Raw genomic sequence first — 18,804 nt, 5'->3', positions numbered from 1 at the left:
GCGTGCCGCTACCCTTCATGGCGATAGCGGCGCGATGGATTACGTCAGGTTATAGGGGCGCGGTTGCCCCCTTACTGTCCTCAGCGATACAAACTCGCTTTACCCAATCCACCAAACAGATTCATCTTGTAGCGAATCACTGCTTTGGCGGCAGTAATGGCTTCCGGATAAATCACGTTGGGATCCCACCAGGTTTCACGCGCCAGAATTTCGCGCAGTTTGGCGAAGTAGGCGTACTTCATATCGCTGGAAATATTGATTTTGCCCACGCCGAGGGTCACCGCTTCAGCAATCTCCGCATCCGGGTTAGCAGAACCCCCGTGCAGCACCAGCGGAATATCGGTGCGCTGAGCAATATCTCTCAGAATATGCATCTGCAGTTCCGGCTTCATATCTTTTGGATAGATACCGTGCGCGGTGCCAATCGCTACCGCCAGGGTATCGACGCTGGTGCGCTGGATAAAATCTTCTGCCTGCGCCGGTTCGGTATAGATCACTTTGCTGACGCCGCCTTCCACGGTGGTGCCGGTATCGCCAATGGTGCCGAGTTCACCTTCCACTGACACGCCTACCGAATGCGCCAGCTTCACCACCTCTTTGGTCAGCGCCACGTTCTCTTCGTACGGCAGCAGCGATCCATCGATCATCACCGACGTAAATCCACACTGGATGGCGCGCAGCACCTGCGCAATCGATGCGCCGTGGTCAAGGTGAATGGTGAAGGGCACTTTGCTTTTCAGCGTACGTTCACGCACATAGCCAAAGAATTCATCGGTGACGAACTCCAACTCACTCGGGTGAATCGAGATGATCGCCGGAGTATTGGTGGCCTCGGCTTCCTCCACCACAGCACGAATAAAGCAGCTGTCTGCTACGTTAAATGCGCCGATGGCGAAGCGGTGTTCACGAGTCGGTGCCAACATCTCTTTCATAGAAATCAACATGTTAATATTTCCTCAACGTGAGTTTTACCAGAGCCGACGCGTGCGCCGACCCGATGATGGATAAAAAGGGAAATGCTTCTGCATCCTGTTGCTGCGCGACTTATCGCGCTGTATCTTGCCGCTGCTTTACATCGCGATGATCGAAGCGGCTTTTCAGGTGCGTGTTAATGCGTCAAATCACGAGTGTTCTTTTCCACGCGTACCCTACGGGGCCCCGTAGGGGTGCCATTTATGGCGTCCGCGCCCTATGCTTTGCCAGCCGAACCCGACCAGCTCAGATACTCAATCACCACTTCACGGCAGGCGGATTCCATCAGCCCAAGCAGATCGGCCAGTTCCGCGTGCGGATGCTGTTTCAGCGCCTGCTCAACCGCGTTTTTACCGGCATCAAACACTGCGGCGCCGACGTTAATCTTCGCCACACCATGCTGACTGACGCGGCGAATATCCTCGGCGGGTGTGCCCGAACCGCCATGCAGTGCCAATGGGCGTGTTGAGACCGCATGCAGCTCCTGCAAGCGCTGGAAATCAATCTTCGGCTTCACGCCAGCCGGATAGAGCCCGTGCGCGGTGCCCACCGAAATCGCCAGCAAATCAATATCGGTTTGCTCAATAAACGGCAGCACGTCAGCAACCTGCGTCATCTTCACCGACGCATCCGCCAGCTCATAGGTGGGTGCATCGGCGATATGCCCTAACTCGCCTTCGACGCAAACGCCAGCGGTGTGCGCCATCTTCACTACCGCTGCGGTCTGGCGGATATTATCGGCCAGCGGATCGGCAGAGGCATCGATCATCAGGCCGGTAAATCCGGCGCGAAATGCCTGGCCAATCAGCGGAAAGGCCTTGCCGTGGTCAAGCGCCAGCGCAACGGGTACCGTGGAGGCATTCGCCAGTGCCTGCACCAGCGGCACCGCGACGGCAGGTGGGAAGTGCGTGCTGTGGCCCTGATAGACATTTAATATCAGCGGTGCGCGCTGTTGCTCGGCGGCCTGAATCGCCGCCCGCGCGGTTTCAAGGTTGAAGCAGTTGATCGCCAGCACGGCATACTGCTGCTTAGCGGCGGCCTGAATCAGGTCATTCATCATGGCAAACATGGTGGCTCCTTATTCCAGTGTGAATTTGATCTCTTCGTCGCGGACGCCAGGGGCTTCCACGTCATCGAACTCTTCATCTGCCTGCGTTACCGGTTTTTTCATCAGCGACAGCATCACGCCGCACACCACGGTGCCGATTCCCAGCGCCAGACAGAACATCAGGGGTTTGGTGAACAGCGGCACCACAAACATCCCGCCGTGCGGCACCGGTGCTTCCACGCCCCACACCATAATCAGCCCACCGGCGATGGCAGAGGCCACCACGCAGCTGCCGACCACACGCAGCAGGTCACGCGCCGCAATCGGAATCACCCCTTCGGTAATCATGCAGATACCCATCGGGAAGGCGGCTTTCAGCGCCTCTTTCTCCGCTTTGGTGTACTTATGGCGCGTCAGCAGATACGACAGCGTGATGCCAAACGGTGGAATCATTGAGCCGACAAACTTCACTGCTTCCGGGCCATAAATTCCGTCGACCAGCATGCCGTCGGCGAACAGCGACATGGTCTTGTTGATGGGGCCGCCGAAGTCAAAGGTCGCCATCGCGCCCAGCACCGCACCCAGCACAAACTTCGATCCGCCCTGCATCGATTCCAGCAGATGAATCAGCGCCTTCTGCAGCCAGACAATCGGCTGGCCAATAAAGGTCATCATCAACAGCCCGGCGATGATGGTACTCAACACCGGCAGCACCATAATCGGCATCAACCCCTGCATCGACTGCGGCAGCTTAATGGTGCGGCGCAACAGCAATACCGTGTAACCCACCAGGAAGCCGCCGAGCATACCGCCGATAAAACCGGTGCCGATCTGCCCGCAGATGAAGCCGACGATCAAACCTGGCGCAAAGCCGGGACGATCGGCGATCGAGTAGGCAATCGCCGCGCTGATCAGCGGCACGATCAAGCCCATGCCCCAGCCGCCGATCTGATTCAGCATCCAGGCGATAGTGCCGGTTTGCTTGCCGACATCCGGCCCGCCAATCACCTGGCCGAGTGCGATACAGATCCCGGCGGCGACGATCAGCGGGATCATCCAGGAGATCCCGGTGAGCAGATGACCTTTAATCTCTTGTCCGTACTGACGTTTGTTGTCGTTCATGATGGATCTCCTCAGGCACGCGCCAGTGAATCCGCCACTTTTTCGAGGAATTTCACCGGTGACTTGATCACCACTTCGGTTTTCACTCGCACAATGGGTTTGCCCTGGAAACGTTCTTCGCCGTTGATCTTCACATCAATGGCGAGGATCACTACGTCAGCGGCGGCGATGTCTTCACGCGTTAGCGCGGTTTCAGTGCCAATGGTGCCCTGGGTTTCAACGTGGATGGTGTGGCCTAGTGCATGAGCGCCTTTGATCAGTTTTTCACGCGCAATATAGGTATGCGCGATGCCTGCGGTGCAGGCCGCTACACAGACGATATTCATGTTTCACCTCAAAGAGTTAGGGGATTAACAGAGGTCGGTTTCGGCGTACTGGCTAAACAGCCGGATGATATTGCTGGGGTCGTTTTCCACCAGCAGTTGGGCAATCACCTCATCATCGGCCAGCGCGCTGGCCACCTGCGACAACAGGCGAATATGGGTGGTGTTCTGATCTTCCAGTCGTACCGCGAACAGGATGATGCAGCGCACCTGGCTGCCATCGAGCGTTTCCCAGGGGATATCCTGTTGGGTACGACCAATGGCTAATGTGGTGTGTTGGACGGCGGAAGACTTGCCGTGCGGAATGGCAACGTGGTTTTCGAACCCGGTTGAGCCTTCAGCTTCACGCAGCCAGACATCTTCAATAAAGGCTGCGCGATCGGTGATGGCGCCGTCCTGATACAGCAGATCGGTCAGTTCGTTGATCACTTCTTCTTTGGTGGTGGCGGTGAGCGCCAGGTTAACGCGGCGTGGCGTCAGAATGCGGGAAATGTCCATGGGTTTTACCTCATTCAATTAATGTTCAGCCAACGCGCAGTGCGCGCCGTCCGGCAGCTGGCTGCCAATCATGGCGTCAGTCACCCGCCGGATATCGTCATCGTTAAAAAATGCACTCACATACACTGCCGGAATAGGCCCGGCGTTGAGATGGATAGTGGTGATCACTAAATCCACCGTCTGGTTCTGACAAAACGCGGCGTGATTGCTGGCGGAGACCACACCGGCAATTTCCCAGTCAGGGAACGCCCGCAAGATGCGGCTCTTCAGCAGATGCGATGTCCCCACGCCGCTGGAACACACCACCAGAATGCGTTTATGGGCAATTTGCCGCTCCAGCGCGGCCTGGAAATGCACGCAGAGATAACCGATTTCGTCGTCAGCCACTGGCGAAAGCCCATAAGTGCGAGCGGTCAATTGCATCGCCTGTTGCGTTAACGAAAATATGCCCTTCATTTCCTGCTGAATATCCTCCAGCAGCGGATTGCGAATATGAATGTGATATTTGAGTCGATTTAATAGTGGCTTTATATGTACCAGTAAGCCGTCAAATAATAATCGGTCCTGCGCTAAATCTTGCTGAATAAAGGCTGCGAAACGATCAATTAATTCACAGGTTATTTTTACGGACTCTGCGGTGGAGAATTGATTATGCATCGGCGCATTATCGCCGCGCTCTTCCACCACAATGCCGGATGACACAATATATTGATAAATAAAACCCACTTCATCGGCGGGCAGGGCGCAGCACATCCGCTGTTCAATCTGCGTCACCATTTGCTGGGCAATCAGTAAAATGCGCTGATCGAGATCCTGCATTGTGGCCAGAGTGGCCAGTGCCAGCGCATTCCCCTGCGCCATGCGGTGCATCATGATCAGAATATGGGTGCAGAGATTCAGATACCAGGCATCGCCTAGCGGGTAACTGAGTTGCTGCTCCATCTGTTGCAGCAGCGTCTGCACAAAAGCCACATCCTCATCGCCAAAATAATGCACCAGTGCCTGCTGGCTGCCTGGATCGAGACGCGGCAACAGCGGCGTACCGGCAACGTTTTGCTGCATCACATCATTGATCAGGGAGACCATTGCCTGACGCAGCGCCTGCTCGTTGCCTTCGATATGGGTGCCACCGGGCCCACGTTGCAGCGTCAAACCCAGCGGCTGCAGCCACTCTTCAATCACCTTCAGGTCATTCACAATCGAGGCGTGGCTAATAAAATAGCGTTCCGACAACTTACTGATAGAGGTTGCACGCGGCGCGTCACTCAGCAACTGCGAGGCAATTTTTACTCTGCGGCTGTTTTGCCCCAGCGCATCGGCACTGCTTTCATCGCCATTGAGTTGCTGCTCCAGTTGCAGGCGCTGCTGGATATCATCAACCCGCAAACGCACGCCGCGGCCTGGGGTTTTCTCCAGTGTCAGTGACCAGCTACCGAGCCAGCTTTCCAGCCACTGCAAGTCGCGCTGAATCGTCTTTTCTGACACGCCCAATTGTAGGGCTAATTCTCTGATCGGCTGCGGTGCAGCATGTTGCAACAGCAGTTTGACTAAACGGTGTTGTCGCGAAGTCAGTATTTGCATTCGGTCACCCTTTATTTTGGCAAAGCGTTTTTAAGATTATTTCCTCGTTATCTATTTCTTCATGCCAGAAATCAGGAGCGCAATATTGATGTCTTATGGAGTATAAATTTAGGAAAGGACGGTGTAAGCAACAATACTAAATGTTGTCCATGATTACGGACAGCTTTAATACACCTGAAATCGTTAATAATTAATTGCGATCCTGCTCACATATTAATTGGGATATTAATTGTGATATTGCTCTCATTCCTTTTTCATTTTCCAACCGATATCACGTTATTTAATGCCATACGATTCTGCCTGCGGTCATTGGCTTCCCTGTGACTAACTCGCACGAATAAGGTACTATCCTCGCCAAATGAGCGCCGGATGCCCCGCCGTTGCGGGCCACGAAGTGAGGATGCGAGCTTAATGAGCGAATTGACGCAGGATGGTGCAGAGCGTCTTGCCCTGCACAAATTTACGGAAAACGCGTACCTGAACTACTCCATGTACGTGATCATGGACCGCGCACTGCCGTATATCGGCGATGGTCTGAAACCGGTGCAGCGTCGTATTGTTTACGCGATGTCGGAACTGGGCCTCAACGCCAGCGCCAAATTCAAAAAATCTGCCCGTACCGTGGGTGACGTATTAGGTAAATACCATCCGCACGGCGACAGCGCCTGCTATGAAGCGATGGTATTGATGGCGCAGCCGTTCTCCTATCGCTATCCGCTGGTGGATGGTCAGGGTAACTGGGGTGCACCGGACGATCCCAAATCCTTCGCCGCGATGCGTTACACCGAATCACGCCTATCCAAATATGCCGAGATTTTGCTGGGCGAGCTGGGACAAGGCACGGTGGATTATATCCCCAACTTCGACGGCACCATGCAGGAGCCTAAGATGTTGCCGGCGCGTCTGCCGAACATCCTGCTGAACGGCACCACCGGTATCGCCGTGGGCATGGCCACCGATATTCCTCCGCACAACCTGCGTGAAGTGGCGGAAGCGGCGGTGAAGCTGATCGACAAACCCAACACCACGCTGGATGAGTTGCTGGATATTGTGCAGGGCCCGGATTATCCGACCGAAGCCGAGATCATCACGCCGCGCAGCGAGATCCGCAAAATCTACCAAAGCGGGCGCGGTTCGATCCGTCAGCGCGCGGTATGGAAGAAAGAAGACGGCGATGTGGTGATCACCGCACTGCCGCACCAGGTTTCCGGTGCGCGCGTGCTGGAGCAGATCGCCAACCAGATGCGCAATAAAAAGCTGCCGATGGTGGAAGATCTGCGTGATGAATCCAACCATGAGAATCCCACGCGTCTGGTGATTGTGCCGCGCTCCAATCGCGTGGATGTGGAGCAGGTGATGAATCATCTGTTTGCCACCACCGATCTGGAAAAGAGCTATCGCGTTAACCTGAATATGATCGGACTGGATAACCGTCCGGCGGTGAAAAACCTGCTGGAGATCCTGTCTGAATGGCTGGTGTACCGTCGCGATACCGTGACGCGCCGCCTGAACTATCGTTTAGAGCGCGTGCTGCGCCGCCTGCATATCCTCGAAGGTTTGCTGGTGGCGTTCCTCAACATTGATGAAGTGATTCACATCATTCGTACCGAGGACGAGCCTAAGCAAGTACTGATGTCGCGCTTTGAACTCAGCGATACGCAAGCCGAATCCATTCTGGAACTGAAACTGCGCCATCTCGCCAAACTGGAAGAGATGAAGATTCGCGGTGAGCAGGCGGAGCTGGAGAAAGAGCGCGATCAGCTGCAGGCGATTCTGGCGTCCGAACGCAAGATGAGCAACCTGCTGAAGAAAGAGCTGCTGGCAGACAGCCAGACCTACGGTGACGATCGCCGTTCGCCGCTGCATGAGCGTGAAGAAGCTAAAGCGCTGAGCGAAACCGAGCTGGTGAGTGCCGAGCCGGTGACGATTGTGCTGTCGCAGATGGGCTGGGTGCGCAGCGCCAAAGGGCACGATATCGATCCAACCGGTCTCAGCTACAAAGCCGGTGACAGTTACCTCGCCGCCGCCCGCGGTAAGAGCAATCAGCCAGTGGCCTTTATCGACTCCACCGGCCGTAGCTATACGCTGGACCCGACCTCGTTGCCGTCGGCGCGCGGGCAGGGCGAGCCGCTAACCGGCAAACTGACGCCACCGCCAGGTGCCGCGTTTGAACAGGTGCTGATGGAAGCGGACGACCAGAAACTGTTGATGGCCTCCGATGCGGGTTACGGCTTTATCTGTACCTTTGCCGATTTGATTTCGCGCAACCGCGCCGGTAAAGCGCTGCTAACGTTGCCAGACAATGCCAAAGTGATGACGCCAATGGCGGTGCATTCGGGCGATGATATGCTGCTGGCGATTACCCAGGCCGGACGTATGTTGATGTTCCCGGTGGGCGATCTGCCACAGATGTCGAAAGGCAAAGGTAATAAAATCATCTCTATTCCATCAGCGGATGCCGCTGCGGGCGTGGATAAGCTGCAGTGGTTGCTGATTCTGCCGCCGGGCAGTTCGATCACTCTGTATGTCGGCAAACGTAAGCTGATCATGCGTGATGAGGATCTGCAAAAAGTGCGTGCCGATCGCGGTCGTCGTGGCAGCGTGTCGCGTGGCCTGCAGCGCATTGATAGCGTTGAAGTGAACGCGCCAGCGCGCCCGAAAAGTGACGCCAGTAGCGAAGAATAAGACTGACCAGGCAATGGATTGCCCAACTTGAGGAAGCTATGTTACTAATTTTACGCACGATTATTGTTATCGTTTATTCGATTTTGGTGTGCATCTTCGGCAGTATCTGGTGTTTGTTCTCACCGCGTAATCCCCGCCATGTGGCGACGTTCGGCCATATGTTTGGTCGCCTGTCGACGGTGTTTGGCGTCAAAGTCGAACTGCGCAAACCCGCTGACGCGGAGAACTATGGCAATGCGATTTACATTGCCAACCATCAGAACAATTACGACATGATCACGGCGGCGAAGATCGTGCAGCCGACCACGGTCACCGTCGGCAAAAAGAGCCTGCTGTGGATCCCGTTCTTTGGTCAACTCTACTGGCTGACCGGTAATTTGCTGATTGACCGTGATAACCGCGCCAAAGCGCATGGCACCATCGGTGAACTGGTCGAGCAGTTTAATAAAAAGAAGATTTCATTCTGGATGTTCCCGGAAGGTACCCGCAGCCGTGGCCGTGGTTTACTGCCGTTTAAAACCGGTGCGTTTCACGCTGCAGTGGCAGCAGGTGTGCCTATCATCCCTGTGGTGGTGTCGAATACCCACGGCAAAGTGAAACTTAATCGCTGGAACAACGGCCTGGTGATTGTTGAAATGCTGCCGCCAGTGGATACGAAGCAGTTTGAAACCACCTCGGTGCGCAAGTTAGCCACCCACTGCCGCGAATTAATGTCTGCTAAGCTGGAAGAATTGAACGCCGAAGTCGCCGAACGCGAAAAAAACGGTAAACTCTAGCCATCCACGGGGCAGAAACGCTGCCCCGTGCTCATCACAGCAAAAACTCACTAACAAGAACAACATGGACACGGCGTCTTCACGCCCCGCTCAAAAGGTCTGAAGTTTTATGTCTTGCAGCAGACGTCAGTTTATTCAGCTTTCCGCCGGTGTTGCGCTGGCGACCAGTAGCATGCCTTATGCCGCCTACGCTGCGGCCCCGATGGGCGATGTGCCGCTTCCTGTTCCGCCACTGCTTGAATCTCGCCGTGGCCAGCCGCTCTTTCTGACGCTGCAACGCAGCCATTGGTCATTTAGCGGTAATAGCAATAAAGTGCCGGTTTGGGGCATTAATGGCATGTACCTCGGCCCCACGGTGCGCGTCTACAGCGGCGATGATGTGAAGCTGATTTACAGCAACCGTCTCAACGAACCGGTGGCGATGACGGTCAGCGGATTGCAGGTGCCGGGCGCTTTAATGGGCGGTGCGCCGCGCATGATGTCAGCTGGCGTTGACTGGGCGCCGGTATTGCCGGTTCGTCAGGGTGCATCAACTTTGTGGTATCACGCCAATACGCCAAATCGTATGGCGCCACACGTCTACAACGGCCTGGCGGGCATGTGGCTGATTGAAGATGACGTCAGCAAAGCGCTGCCGTTACCTAAGCACTATGGCGTTGATGACTTCCCGCTGATTATCCAGGACAAGCGTCTCGATAACTTTGCCACGCCGGTTTATAACCCACCCTCAGACGGCGGTTTCCTCGGGGATACGTTGCTGGTCAACGGCGTGCAGAATCCGTATGTCGAGGTGTCGCGTGGTTGGGTGCGTCTGCGTCTGTTGAATGCTTCGAACGCGCGTCGCTTTGATTTGAGCTTCTCGGATAATCGTCCGTTTACCGTGATTGCCAGCGATCAAGGCTTCCTGCCTGCGCCCGTTGCGGTGCAAACGCTGTCGCTGGCACCCGGTGAACGCCGTGAAGTGCTGGTGGATATGTCGCAGGGCGATGAAGTCTCGATTACGGCAGGGACTGCGGCGGGCCTGATGGATCGCCTGCGCGGTCTGTTTGAACCTTCCTCAATTCTCGCCAACACGCTGGTTCTGAGCCTGCGCCCGACCGGCTTACTGCCGCTGGTTACCGACAATCTGCCGATGCGCTTATTAGCAGATCAGATTCTGGATGGTGTGGCGGTGCGCACGCGCGAATTCCGCATTGGCGACAGTGTGCCGGGCATCAATGGCGCACTTTGGGACATGAGCCGCATCGACACCACGGTGCAGCAGGGCACCTTTGAACGCTGGATTATCCATGCCGATCGCCCGCAGTCGCTGCATATTCAGGGCGTGATGTTCCTGATCAAGAGCGTCAATGGCGCGCAGCCGATGGGCGAGGATCGCGGCTGGAAAGATACGGTGTGGGTGGATGGTGATGTCGAATTACTGGTGAGCTTCCCACAGAGTTCGTCGGATCACTTCCCGTTTGTCTACTACAGCCAAACGCTGGAGTTAGCCGATCGCGGCACGGCGGGGCAGCTACAGGTCAATCCCGTCCCTTAAGAAAAAAGGTGCGCAGCGATGCGCACCTTACAAGAGATCGTCAAATTGACAGGGTCACGATGCATAGCGATCCGCACATGACCGCACGACTGTTGTGAAGCCAACGCAGGCGAGCACGCGCTAGCCGTATCCGCCTGGCGGTTAAACTGTGTCGACTTACCCGTTAAAGTTCTCGGGATCTGGCCCCAAACGATTTCCTTTATCGAGCTTAGTAATCTCGCTGATCTCAGTTTTTTCCAGTCTGAAGTCAAACACCTGGAAGTTTTCACGAATACGTTCCGGCGTCACCGATTTTGGAATCACCACTAATCCGCTATCCAGATGCCAGCGAATCACAATCTGCGCTGGCGTCTTACCGTATTTCTTCGCCAACTCGCGGATGATCTCCTGATCGAATACCCCTTTACCGCCTTGCGCCAGCGGGCTCCAGGATTCGGTCTGAATCTGATGCAGTGCGTTCCAGGCATGCAGCGTGCGTTGTTGCAGCATTGGATGCAGCTCAATCTGATTCACCACCGGCGAGACGCCTGTTTCATCGATCAGGCGTTTGAGATGGGCTTCATGGAAGTTACAGACGCCAATGCTTTTGGTTAAGCCCTGCTGCTGCAGCTCAATCATCTTTTTCCAGGCTTCAACGTAGTGATCTTTTTCCGGGCACGGCCAGTGCATCAGATAGAGATCGACACTCTCCAGTTGCAGCTTCTTCAGGCTGGTCTCTATCGCCTGCTGGCCGTTCTGCTGATCGTCATTCCACAGTTTGGTGGTAATAAAAATGTCTTCGCGTGCGACATCGGTGTCCTGCAGTGCCTGACCGACGGCTTCCTCATTTTTGTAGATGGCGGCGGTATCAATCGAGCGATAGCCTACTTTTAAGGCCTCGACAATCGCCGCCCGGGCATCCTCGATACTCGCTTGCCAGACACCGAGTCCGAGTTGCGGCATCATATTGCCGTCGTGCAGTTTGATAATGGGTTGCTCTGCCATAGTTGCTCCTTATCTGTCGCAGTGACTTACCGTAAAAGCGCTGAGGTTAAGTCTAGTCAACAAACTCAACCGCAGGATCATTGTGGCAATCACCTCGCCCTTTTACCCTGGTCATTTCTGCCAGAATCTTGCCTGATTCTGCTGAAGGGTGGAGCTTTGAGCAGCATTGCGGCACACTGATTTTTTTGCTGCCTGAGAGTGATCCATGCCGAACGATGCCCTTTGCCGCCAGCTGGCGCAGCGCGTGACCGCGCTAATGAATGATGCGCGTAAGCCGCTGTGCGCCGTGGAAAACGTCAAGCTCATCTACGCCTGCGAAACACTTCCGCGCACGCCGATGATGTATCAACCTGGCATTGTGATTCTTTTTCAGGGGCGTAAAACCGGTTATCTCGGCAGCACGGTGTTTCATTACGACGCCACGAAGTATTTGATGCTGACCGTACCGCTGCCGGTGGAATGCGAAACCGAAGCCACGCCGGAAGAGCCGCTGGCCGGCATGTGCCTGAGCGTGGATATCGCCAGCTTGCAGGATCTGTTGATGGATATTGGCGACGACGAACAATTTCAGCCGCAGTTGCATACTTCCGGTATCCATTCAGCGTTTATGAGTGAAGAGATGCTGTGCGCTGCCGAGCGTTTGCTGGATGCGATGAGCCATCCGCGTGATGCGCGCGTGCTGGGACCACAGCTGGTGCGGGAAATTATCTACTATGTGCTCACCGGCCCGATTGGCGGTGCGCTGCTGTCGCTGGTGAATCGTCAGACCCAGTTCAGTCAGATTGCGCGCGCCTTACGCCGCATCGAAAGCCATTTCGCCGAAAGCCTCAGCGTCGATATGCTGGCTGCTGAAGTGAACATGAGCGTTTCGGCGTTCCATCACAACTTCAAAGCCGTCACCCAGACCTCGCCGCTGCAATATCTGAAGCGCTATCGTCTGCATCAGGCACGATTGATGATGTTGCAGGATGGGATGAAAGCCAGTGCGGCAGCGGTGCGCGTGGGCTATGAAAGCCCTTCGCAATTCTCGCGGGAGTTTAAGCGCTATTTCGGCGTGACGCCGGGAGAGGAAGCCAGCCGTGTGCGCCAAACGTTGCCGTTTGACGCTGCCTGAACCAATGCAGATCAATGTGCATTGAAAGAAATGGCACTGCGCTATGGGTTGCTGTTTGACGCCATCTGAACGGCCAAATGTGCATGAATGCGCGCGCGACGAAACGGCACTGAACCCTTGAAGGGTTGCCATTAATGGCAACCCGAACCGAATTAGCTCGTTTTCTGGCGGCGTTTTTTCCAGATCACCACGATGCTGCCGGTCAGACCGACAAACAGCAACACCATCGGCAGCACCATCAGCACTGCCATCACCTGATCTTCGTGACGCTTGATAAACGGCACCTGACTGATGCCATAGCCCATGGCGACCACAATCCCGACCCACAGCGCGCCGCTCAGCCAGTTAAACAGCTGGAAACGCCCATTCTGTAAACCCGAAATACCTGCCATGGTCGGCAGTAATGTGCGAACAAACGCCAGGAAACGCCCGACCAGCAGCGCCATCAAACCGTGGCGGTTAAACAGATTCCAGGCGCGCTGATGATATTGCGCTGGCAAATGCATCAACCAGCTTTTCACCATCCGCGTATTGCCCAGCCATCGCCCCTGTAAATAACTCAACCAGCAGCCCAGGCTGGCGGCAGTGGTCAGAATCACCATCGTGGGCACGAAATCCATCACGCCTTTGGCAATCATGGCACCTGCGAGCAGCAACAGGCTGTCACCCGGCAGAAAAGAGGCAGGCAACAAACCGTTTTCCAGAAACAGCGTTAAAAACATCACGCCGTAGACAATCCACACGACATCCGGATTGGCCAGCGCGGCAAAATCCTGATGCCAGAGCGCGTGAACAATCTCATGTAAAACACCCATCTGCTATCCCATCGAGTCACAAGGATTCTATTTTAACCATCTGTGGCATCGCAGACGTTGATCTCACCGATGCGGCACGAAATGGTTTAGGTTTTGTTTAAATATTTACTGTTTTAAGCGCGCAAAGCCCGCTTTCAGGTCGTTCAGCAGGTCATCAACGTGTTCAAGACCAATGTGCAAACGCACCAGCGTACCGTCGAAATCGACGCCGCCTGCCGGGCGAATCTCCGCCAGCTCTTCCGGTTGGTTGGCCAGAATCAGGGATTCATAGCCACCCCATGAATAAGCCATGCTGAAATGGTGGAAGTGATCGAGGTAATTAGCCAGCTGCTCACGGCTCAATTTTTCATGCAGGATGAAGGAAAACAGTCCACTGCTGCCGTTGAAATCACGCTGCCAGAATTCATGGCCTTTACTCTGTGCCAGCGCCGGATGGTTGACGCGCGCCACTTCCGGTTGTGCTGCCAGCCATTCCGCGACCTGCAAACCGCTCTCTTCATGCTGGCGCAAACGCGTACCAAGTGTGCGCAAACCGCGGCTGGCCATGTACGCCGTATCGGCATCCACCATCTGGCCCATCAGGTACGAATTCTCTCGCAGCTGCGGCCAGCAACGTTCATTGGCGACGGCGGTGCCAATCATCGCATCGCTGTGGCCAATAATGTATTTGGTGCCTGCCTGAATCGAAATATCGATGCCATGCTCCAGCGCGTTAAACAACACGCCCGCCGCCCAGGTATTATCGATCATGATGATCGCATCTGGTGCTTTAGCGCGCACGGCGGCCACGATGGCAGGAATATCCTGCACTTCCATGGTGATAGATGCGGGAGACTCGAGGAACACCACGCGAGTATTAGGCTGAATCAGTTCACCGATTTCACTGCCAATGCAGTGATCAAAGAAAGTAGTGGTGACATTCAGCTTACTGAGAATTTTGGTGCAGAAATCCTGCGTTGGCTCATAGACCGCGCCGCTCACCAGAATGTGATCGCCCGCTTCGACAAAGGAGATAATCGCATTGGATACTGCAGCCGCACCGCACGGATAAAGCGCGCAACCCGCGCCACCTTCCAGTTCGGTCATGGCGTCTTGCAGCGAGAAGTGGGTGAGGGTGCCACGGCGGCCATAAAAAAGCTCGCCCGATGCACGACCCGCGGTCGCCCGTTTTTTGTCTGCAACCGTGTCAAAAACCAGTGAAGATGCGCGTTGAATGACGCTGTTAACTGAGCCCTGAGTGTAACGTTTGCTTCGTCCCGCGCTAACCAGCGTGGTATCAATTTTATTCGTTGCCATCACTGCCTTTCCTGACACTTACCACAAAACATCCACGTTACCACGAAACACCGCAGTGGGTTGCGCCTGATTGCGGATTATCAGAGTCAGTCGATAAATTGGTCGAACAAAAGCGCGTCCCTGCGATTTCGCGTTACATCACACCCATGACATGCGGCAGCCACAGCGACAGCGCGGGGATATAGGTGATCAGCATCAGGATGAAAAACAGCGTCACATAGAAGGGCAGCATGGCGGTCACCACCTGCTCAATTTTTTGCTTACTGACAGCGCTGGCAACGAACAGTACGGTACCGACCGGTGGGGTGATCAGACCAATACCCAGGTTCGTCATCATAATCATGCCAAAGTGCACAGGATCGATGCCCAGACTGGTGGCAACGGGCAGCAAGACGGGGGTTAAAATCAGAATAATGGGGGCCATGTCCATCAGGGTGCCAATCACCAGCAGCAATACGTTGATGCACATCAGAATCACGTATTTATTATCAGAGATGCTGGTGAAGGCATCGGTGATCATGGTCGGCAGTTGCATAAAGGTCATCACTGCACCAAAGCCCGCCGCAAAGGCAATCAATACCATCACAATGGTGACGGTCTTAATGGTACGAAACACCAGAATATGCAGCTGATTCCATTTGAAATCGCGATAGATAAACATCGTGACAAAAAATGCCCACAGGCAGGCAATCGCAGCGGATTCTGAGGCGGTAAAAATGCCGGAAAGAATGCCGCCCAAAATAATGACGATGGTAAAGAGTCCCCAGAACGCATCGAAGAAGATTTTCACGGCCTGACGCAACGGAATCGCTTCGCCTTTGGGATAGCCGCGCTTGCGTGCGAACGCCAGGCACATCACCATCAAACAGAATCCCAGCAGCAGCCCCGGTATAATGCCCGCGACAAACAGAGAGGAGATGGTGACGACGCCACCGGTGGCCAGCGAGTAGATAACGGAGTTATGGCTGGGCGGCGTTAATACCGCCTGCACTGAACCGCTGGCGGTCACGGCGGCGGCAAAATCCCTAGGATAACCTTTCTGCTCCATTTGCGGGATCATCACCGATCCGATCGAGGCGGTATCGGCCACTGACGATCCTGAAATCGCGCCAAAAAATGTCGATGCCACGATATTCACCAACGACAATCCCCCACGGATAAAACCGACGAAGATATAGGCAAAGTTCACCAGGCGGCGGGCAATCCCTCCCTCGGCCATGATCGCCCCGGCCAGAATGAAGAACGGAATGGTGAGGAGTGAAAATTTGTTTACCCCGTTGGTGATCTGAATCACCACGGCTTCCAGTGGCAAATCAATCCACCAGGCGCCAATAAAAGCGGCAAACCCCACGGCAAACGCCACCGGAAAGCCGACCAACAGCAGCAACACCAAACTACCAACCAGAATGAAAGCATCCATTTTAGTGCTCCGAATTTAGTGTGTGCCGCCCAGCGTCACCAGCGGACGCTGACTTTGATCGCCATTCAGTATTCGCTCGATCACAAATAGCAGCGTAAACAGCGCGCCGATGGGAATCGGCAGATACATTTCGCCATACGTCACAGCAGGCAAGGCCGCCAGCGGTTGAATCCACATGGCCTCGCACAAGCTGTAGCTGGCCTGTAGCAGGATGAGACACACCACGATCAGCAGTAGGTTACACAGCCGTTGCGCCCATTTTTGCCCAGCCTCAGAGAGGCGATCGGTCACCATTGAGACACAAATATGTGTGCCTGCCCGCAATCCGACAGGTGCACCAATAAAGGTAAAGATGATCATGCAGACGATAGCGACCGGCTCCGGCCATGAGAGGGCGCCATTCAGCACATAGCGCGCGAAAATACCGATGGGGATCACCGTGACCATAATCAGCAGTGCTATCGCAGCGATGCCCATGCACAACAGATAGAGCCCATCCATCAAACGGGAATATGCATTCATACTTCATTACCTGAGCAAGGCGCCACGCGGTCGCGCAGCGCTGAGAGGGTTATTTCACATCCGCAATCTGCTTCATCAGATCCTGATAATTGCCACCAAACTGGTCACGCACCGGTTGCGTGGCTTTCATAAAATAGTCGCGGTTGGTCTCCTGAAACGTCACGCCACCGGCTTTCATTTTCTCCACTGACTGCGCGGTGTAAGTGGCCCACAGCTGGCGCTCTTCATCCTGCGCTTCTTTGCCGAGTTTCTTCAGCAGAGCCTGATCTTCGGCGGAGAGTCGTCCCCATGAGGCTTTAGAGAACAGGATCATCTCCGGCTGAATAAAGTGGCCGCTCAGGGTGTAGTACTTCGCCACGGGCAGATAGTTGTGGGCGACAAACGTCGGTGGATTGTTCTCTGTGCCATCGACCACGCCAGTTTGCATGGCGCTGAACACTTCGCTGACGCCCATTGCCACAGGATTAGCACCCATCGCTTTCAGGGTAGCGAGTGAAATGGCACTGTTCTGCACGCGAATTTTCATCCCCTGTAAGTCTTCGGGTTTGGTAAGGGGTTTTTTGGTGATCATGTTGCGTGTGCCCGCATCGGTCCAGCCGAGGAACACCATGCGCGTGCGGGGATCGTTATCGAACTTTTCGACAATCTGCTTACCAACATCGCCATCCAGCACTTTGTGCATGTGGTCTTCATCGCGGAAAATATAGGGCAGGGTTAACACACTGGTTTCAGGGGCGATGGTGGTCACCGGGGCCAGCGAGACGCGAATCATATCAATCGCGCCAAGCTGAACCTGTTGCAGCGTTTGATCCTCATCGCCCAACACGCCCCCGGCGTAAACCTTCAACTCTAATCTTCCTTGTGTCGCTTCTTTTAACTTATCGCCCATATGCTGCAGAGCGACCACGGTGGGATAGCCGGCGGGTTGTACTTCCGCGACTTTTAACACTTTGGCGTGAGCACTACTCGCCAGCAGCATAACCAGAGAAGAGATTGCAATCGTGAGTCGTTTTTTAGATGTCATTATTATTGCTCCAGCTTGATGATCATAAGAGGTGTCAGGTACACCACAATCGGGAAGGGCTGGCTCAGAATAGTGAAATTGCGCTGGCGAAAAAGTGGTCAAATGTTGATTGGATGAAATACATCACATTTTGAAACGATGTTTTAATAAATTTTCAGTTAATGTCACATTTGTAAAACATCAGCTAGCGTATCCATAAAAGCCACATAGATTGCTGGAAATTGAAGCATTAATCGTTTGTAAATAGTAATGAGAACTACTATCACTTCGGTCAATTTTTTTGCTATGATCCGCGCTTCAATCGTGAACTGTGCAACAGAAGTTGGAGACGCAGCGTGGTAGCCAGTGATTTGATGCAAACGGACCTCTCCGTTTGGGGCATGTATCAGCATGCCGATATCGTGGTAAAAGTGGTGATGATTGGCCTGTTACTGGCCTCGGTTGTCACCTGGGCGATTTTCTTCGGCAAGTTTGCTGAGCTGAGCGGGGCGAAACGTCGCCTGAAACGCGAACAGCAGGCGCTGGGCGAAGCACGTTCGCTTAATGATGCTTACCGCGCCGCTGAAAGCTTCAAAAGCAACAGCCACAGTGCGGTGTTGCTGAACGATGCGCAGAACGAGTTGGAACTCTCTGCGGGTACCGAAGACCTTGATGGCATTAAGGAACGTACCAGCTTCCGCCTTGATCGTCGCGTTGCGGCTTTCAGCCGTCATGCCGGTCGCGGTAACGGCTTCCTTGCTACCATCGGTTCTGTTGCTCCCTTCATCGGCCTGTTTGGTACCGTGTGGGGCATCATGAACAGCTTTATCGGTATCGCTAAAACTCAGACCACCAACCTCGCTGTTGTGGCGCCGGGCATCGCAGAAGCGTTGCTGGCGACCGCGATTGGTCTGGTTGCCGCTATTCCTGCTGTTGTTATCTACAACGTCTTCGCGCGCATGATTGCCAGCTACAAAGCCTCATTGGGTGATGTTGCGGCGCAGGTGATGCTGCTGCAGAGCCGCGATCTGGATCTCGGCAACGTGGAAACCGCGAAAGAAGCGACCCGTCCGGCGGCGGCACAGAAACTGCGCGTAGGATAAGTATT

17 protein-coding genes are annotated in these 18,804 nt (G+C 54.6%); 5 read left to right on the top strand and 12 right to left on the bottom strand.

Annotated elements, in window-relative coordinates:
• Positions 1 to 80 precede the first annotated feature (80 nt).
• From ACCW76_RS04170 to ACCW76_RS04145, 6 genes are all read right to left on the bottom strand, one after another.
• Positions 81 to 944: a ketose-bisphosphate aldolase gene (locus ACCW76_RS04170; protein WP_436337837.1), complete on the bottom strand. Its 864-nt coding sequence runs from the start codon at positions 942 to 944 to the stop codon at positions 81 to 83.
• Positions 945 to 1,189: 245 nt separating this feature from the next.
• Positions 1,190 to 2,041 carry a class II fructose-bisphosphate aldolase gene (locus ACCW76_RS04165; RefSeq protein WP_436337836.1) on the bottom strand — a complete coding sequence of 284 codons (852 nt, stop codon included), beginning with the start codon at positions 2,039 to 2,041 and terminating at the stop codon, positions 1,190 to 1,192.
• Between the two features lie 9 nt (positions 2,042 to 2,050).
• A complete protein-coding gene (locus ACCW76_RS04160) occupies positions 2,051 to 3,142 on the bottom strand; it encodes a PTS fructose transporter subunit IIC (RefSeq protein ID WP_034828408.1) in 1,092 nt (363 codons plus the stop codon).
• A gap of 11 nt (positions 3,143 to 3,153) precedes the next feature.
• Positions 3,154 to 3,468, bottom strand: coding sequence for a PTS fructose transporter subunit IIB (locus ACCW76_RS04155; RefSeq protein ID WP_034828411.1), 315 nt, complete (start codon positions 3,466 to 3,468; stop codon positions 3,154 to 3,156).
• A 24-nt stretch (positions 3,469 to 3,492) separates the two neighbouring features.
• A complete protein-coding gene (locus ACCW76_RS04150; protein WP_034828413.1) occupies positions 3,493 to 3,963 on the bottom strand; it encodes a PTS sugar transporter subunit IIA in 471 nt (156 codons plus the stop codon).
• An 18-nt stretch (positions 3,964 to 3,981) separates the two neighbouring features.
• On the bottom strand, positions 3,982 to 5,544 hold the full coding sequence (locus tag ACCW76_RS04145) for a BglG family transcription antiterminator (protein ID WP_045814795.1): 1,563 nt from the start codon (positions 5,542 to 5,544) through the stop codon (positions 3,982 to 3,984).
• A gap of 411 nt (positions 5,545 to 5,955) precedes the next feature.
• Here ACCW76_RS04145 and parC point away from each other — a divergent pair, with 411 nt between their 5' ends.
• The 3 genes from parC to ftsP all read left to right on the top strand — a co-directional run bounded on the left by parC (position 5,956) and on the right by ftsP (position 10,542).
• Entirely contained in the window at positions 5,956 to 8,229 is a 2,274-nt protein-coding gene (gene parC / locus ACCW76_RS04140) for a DNA topoisomerase IV subunit A (RefSeq protein WP_097118135.1), read from the top strand.
• A gap of 38 nt (positions 8,230 to 8,267) precedes the next feature.
• Complete coding sequence (locus tag ACCW76_RS04135) at positions 8,268 to 9,005, top strand: 1-acylglycerol-3-phosphate O-acyltransferase (protein ID WP_436337835.1); 738 nt, start codon at positions 8,268 to 8,270, stop codon at positions 9,003 to 9,005.
• Positions 9,006 to 9,114: 109 nt separating this feature from the next.
• Entirely contained in the window at positions 9,115 to 10,542 is a 1,428-nt protein-coding gene (gene ftsP / locus ACCW76_RS04130) for a cell division protein FtsP (protein ID WP_038644703.1), read from the top strand.
• A 156-nt stretch (positions 10,543 to 10,698) separates the two neighbouring features.
• Here the strand turns inward: ftsP and dkgA are convergent, their stop codons facing one another.
• Positions 10,699 to 11,526: a 2,5-didehydrogluconate reductase DkgA gene (gene dkgA / locus ACCW76_RS04125; RefSeq protein ID WP_436337834.1), complete on the bottom strand. Its 828-nt coding sequence runs from the start codon at positions 11,524 to 11,526 to the stop codon at positions 10,699 to 10,701.
• A 205-nt stretch (positions 11,527 to 11,731) separates the two neighbouring features.
• Here dkgA and ACCW76_RS04120 point away from each other — a divergent pair, with 205 nt between their 5' ends.
• On the top strand, positions 11,732 to 12,640 hold the full coding sequence (locus ACCW76_RS04120) for an AraC family transcriptional regulator (protein ID WP_038644707.1): 909 nt from the start codon (positions 11,732 to 11,734) through the stop codon (positions 12,638 to 12,640).
• Between the two features lie 152 nt (positions 12,641 to 12,792).
• Here the strand turns inward: ACCW76_RS04120 and ACCW76_RS04115 are convergent, their stop codons facing one another.
• The 5 genes from ACCW76_RS04115 to ACCW76_RS04095 all read right to left on the bottom strand — a co-directional run bounded on the left by ACCW76_RS04115 (position 12,793) and on the right by ACCW76_RS04095 (position 17,717).
• The gene (locus tag ACCW76_RS04115) at positions 12,793 to 13,455 is read right to left on the bottom strand and encodes a DedA family protein (protein ID WP_038644709.1); all 663 of its coding nucleotides are present in this window, start codon (positions 13,453 to 13,455) and stop codon (positions 12,793 to 12,795) included.
• Between the two features lie 105 nt (positions 13,456 to 13,560).
• The gene (gene metC, locus ACCW76_RS04110) at positions 13,561 to 14,751 is read right to left on the bottom strand and encodes a cystathionine beta-lyase (protein ID WP_436337833.1); all 1,191 of its coding nucleotides are present in this window, start codon (positions 14,749 to 14,751) and stop codon (positions 13,561 to 13,563) included.
• 133 nt (positions 14,752 to 14,884) lie between these two features.
• On the bottom strand, positions 14,885 to 16,171 hold the full coding sequence (locus ACCW76_RS04105) for a TRAP transporter large permease (RefSeq protein ID WP_436337832.1): 1,287 nt from the start codon (positions 16,169 to 16,171) through the stop codon (positions 14,885 to 14,887).
• Positions 16,172 to 16,186: 15 nt separating this feature from the next.
• Positions 16,187 to 16,693 (bottom strand): TRAP transporter small permease, encoded by a 507-nt coding sequence (locus tag ACCW76_RS04100; RefSeq protein ID WP_436337831.1) that lies wholly within the window; start codon positions 16,691 to 16,693, stop codon positions 16,187 to 16,189.
• Positions 16,694 to 16,742: 49 nt separating this feature from the next.
• Positions 16,743 to 17,717, bottom strand: a complete 975-nt coding sequence (locus ACCW76_RS04095; RefSeq protein ID WP_436337830.1) for a TRAP transporter substrate-binding protein — start codon at positions 17,715 to 17,717, stop codon at positions 16,743 to 16,745.
• 353 nt (positions 17,718 to 18,070) lie between these two features.
• Between ACCW76_RS04095 and exbB the strand changes: the two genes are divergently transcribed.
• Positions 18,071 to 18,799: a tol-pal system-associated acyl-CoA thioesterase gene (exbB, locus tag ACCW76_RS04090; RefSeq protein ID WP_072050559.1), complete on the top strand. Its 729-nt coding sequence runs from the start codon at positions 18,071 to 18,073 to the stop codon at positions 18,797 to 18,799.
• Positions 18,800 to 18,804: the final 5 nt, after the last annotated feature.

The sequence above is a fragment of the Pantoea sp. C8B4 genome (genome assembly GCF_051336905.1).
Taxonomy (GTDB): Bacteria; Pseudomonadota; Gammaproteobacteria; order Enterobacterales; family Enterobacteriaceae; genus Pantoea; species Pantoea rwandensis_B.
Note: the sequence above shows the minus strand (reverse complement) of the source record. Positions and strands in the feature narration are given on the sequence as shown.

Bases quoted from the DNA above. Each gene is read 5' to 3' on its own strand.
- ACCW76_RS04170 (WP_436337837.1), bottom strand. From the start codon at position 944: ATGTTGATTTCTATGAAAGAGATGTTGGCACCGACTCGTGAACACCGC.
- ACCW76_RS04165 (WP_436337836.1), bottom strand. From the start codon at position 2,041: ATGTTTGCCATGATGAATGACCTGATTCAGGCCGCCGCTAAGCAGCAG.
- ACCW76_RS04160 (WP_034828408.1), bottom strand. From the start codon at position 3,142: ATGAACGACAACAAACGTCAGTACGGACAAGAGATTAAAGGTCATCTG.
- ACCW76_RS04155 (WP_034828411.1), bottom strand. From the start codon at position 3,468: ATGAATATCGTCTGTGTAGCGGCCTGCACCGCAGGCATCGCGCATACC.
- ACCW76_RS04150 (WP_034828413.1), bottom strand. From the start codon at position 3,963: ATGGACATTTCCCGCATTCTGACGCCACGCCGCGTTAACCTGGCGCTC.
- ACCW76_RS04145 (WP_045814795.1), bottom strand. From the start codon at position 5,544: ATGCAAATACTGACTTCGCGACAACACCGTTTAGTCAAACTGCTGTTG.
- parC (WP_097118135.1), top strand. From the start codon at position 5,956: ATGAGCGAATTGACGCAGGATGGTGCAGAGCGTCTTGCCCTGCACAAA.
- ACCW76_RS04135 (WP_436337835.1), top strand. From the start codon at position 8,268: ATGTTACTAATTTTACGCACGATTATTGTTATCGTTTATTCGATTTTG.
- ftsP (WP_038644703.1), top strand. From the start codon at position 9,115: ATGTCTTGCAGCAGACGTCAGTTTATTCAGCTTTCCGCCGGTGTTGCG.
- dkgA (WP_436337834.1), bottom strand. From the start codon at position 11,526: ATGGCAGAGCAACCCATTATCAAACTGCACGACGGCAATATGATGCCG.
- ACCW76_RS04120 (WP_038644707.1), top strand. From the start codon at position 11,732: ATGCCGAACGATGCCCTTTGCCGCCAGCTGGCGCAGCGCGTGACCGCG.
- ACCW76_RS04115 (WP_038644709.1), bottom strand. From the start codon at position 13,455: ATGGGTGTTTTACATGAGATTGTTCACGCGCTCTGGCATCAGGATTTT.
- metC (WP_436337833.1), bottom strand. From the start codon at position 14,751: ATGGCAACGAATAAAATTGATACCACGCTGGTTAGCGCGGGACGAAGC.
- ACCW76_RS04105 (WP_436337832.1), bottom strand. From the start codon at position 16,171: ATGGATGCTTTCATTCTGGTTGGTAGTTTGGTGTTGCTGCTGTTGGTC.
- ACCW76_RS04100 (WP_436337831.1), bottom strand. From the start codon at position 16,693: ATGAATGCATATTCCCGTTTGATGGATGGGCTCTATCTGTTGTGCATG.
- ACCW76_RS04095 (WP_436337830.1), bottom strand. From the start codon at position 17,717: ATGACATCTAAAAAACGACTCACGATTGCAATCTCTTCTCTGGTTATG.
- exbB (WP_072050559.1), top strand. From the start codon at position 18,071: ATGCAAACGGACCTCTCCGTTTGGGGCATGTATCAGCATGCCGATATC.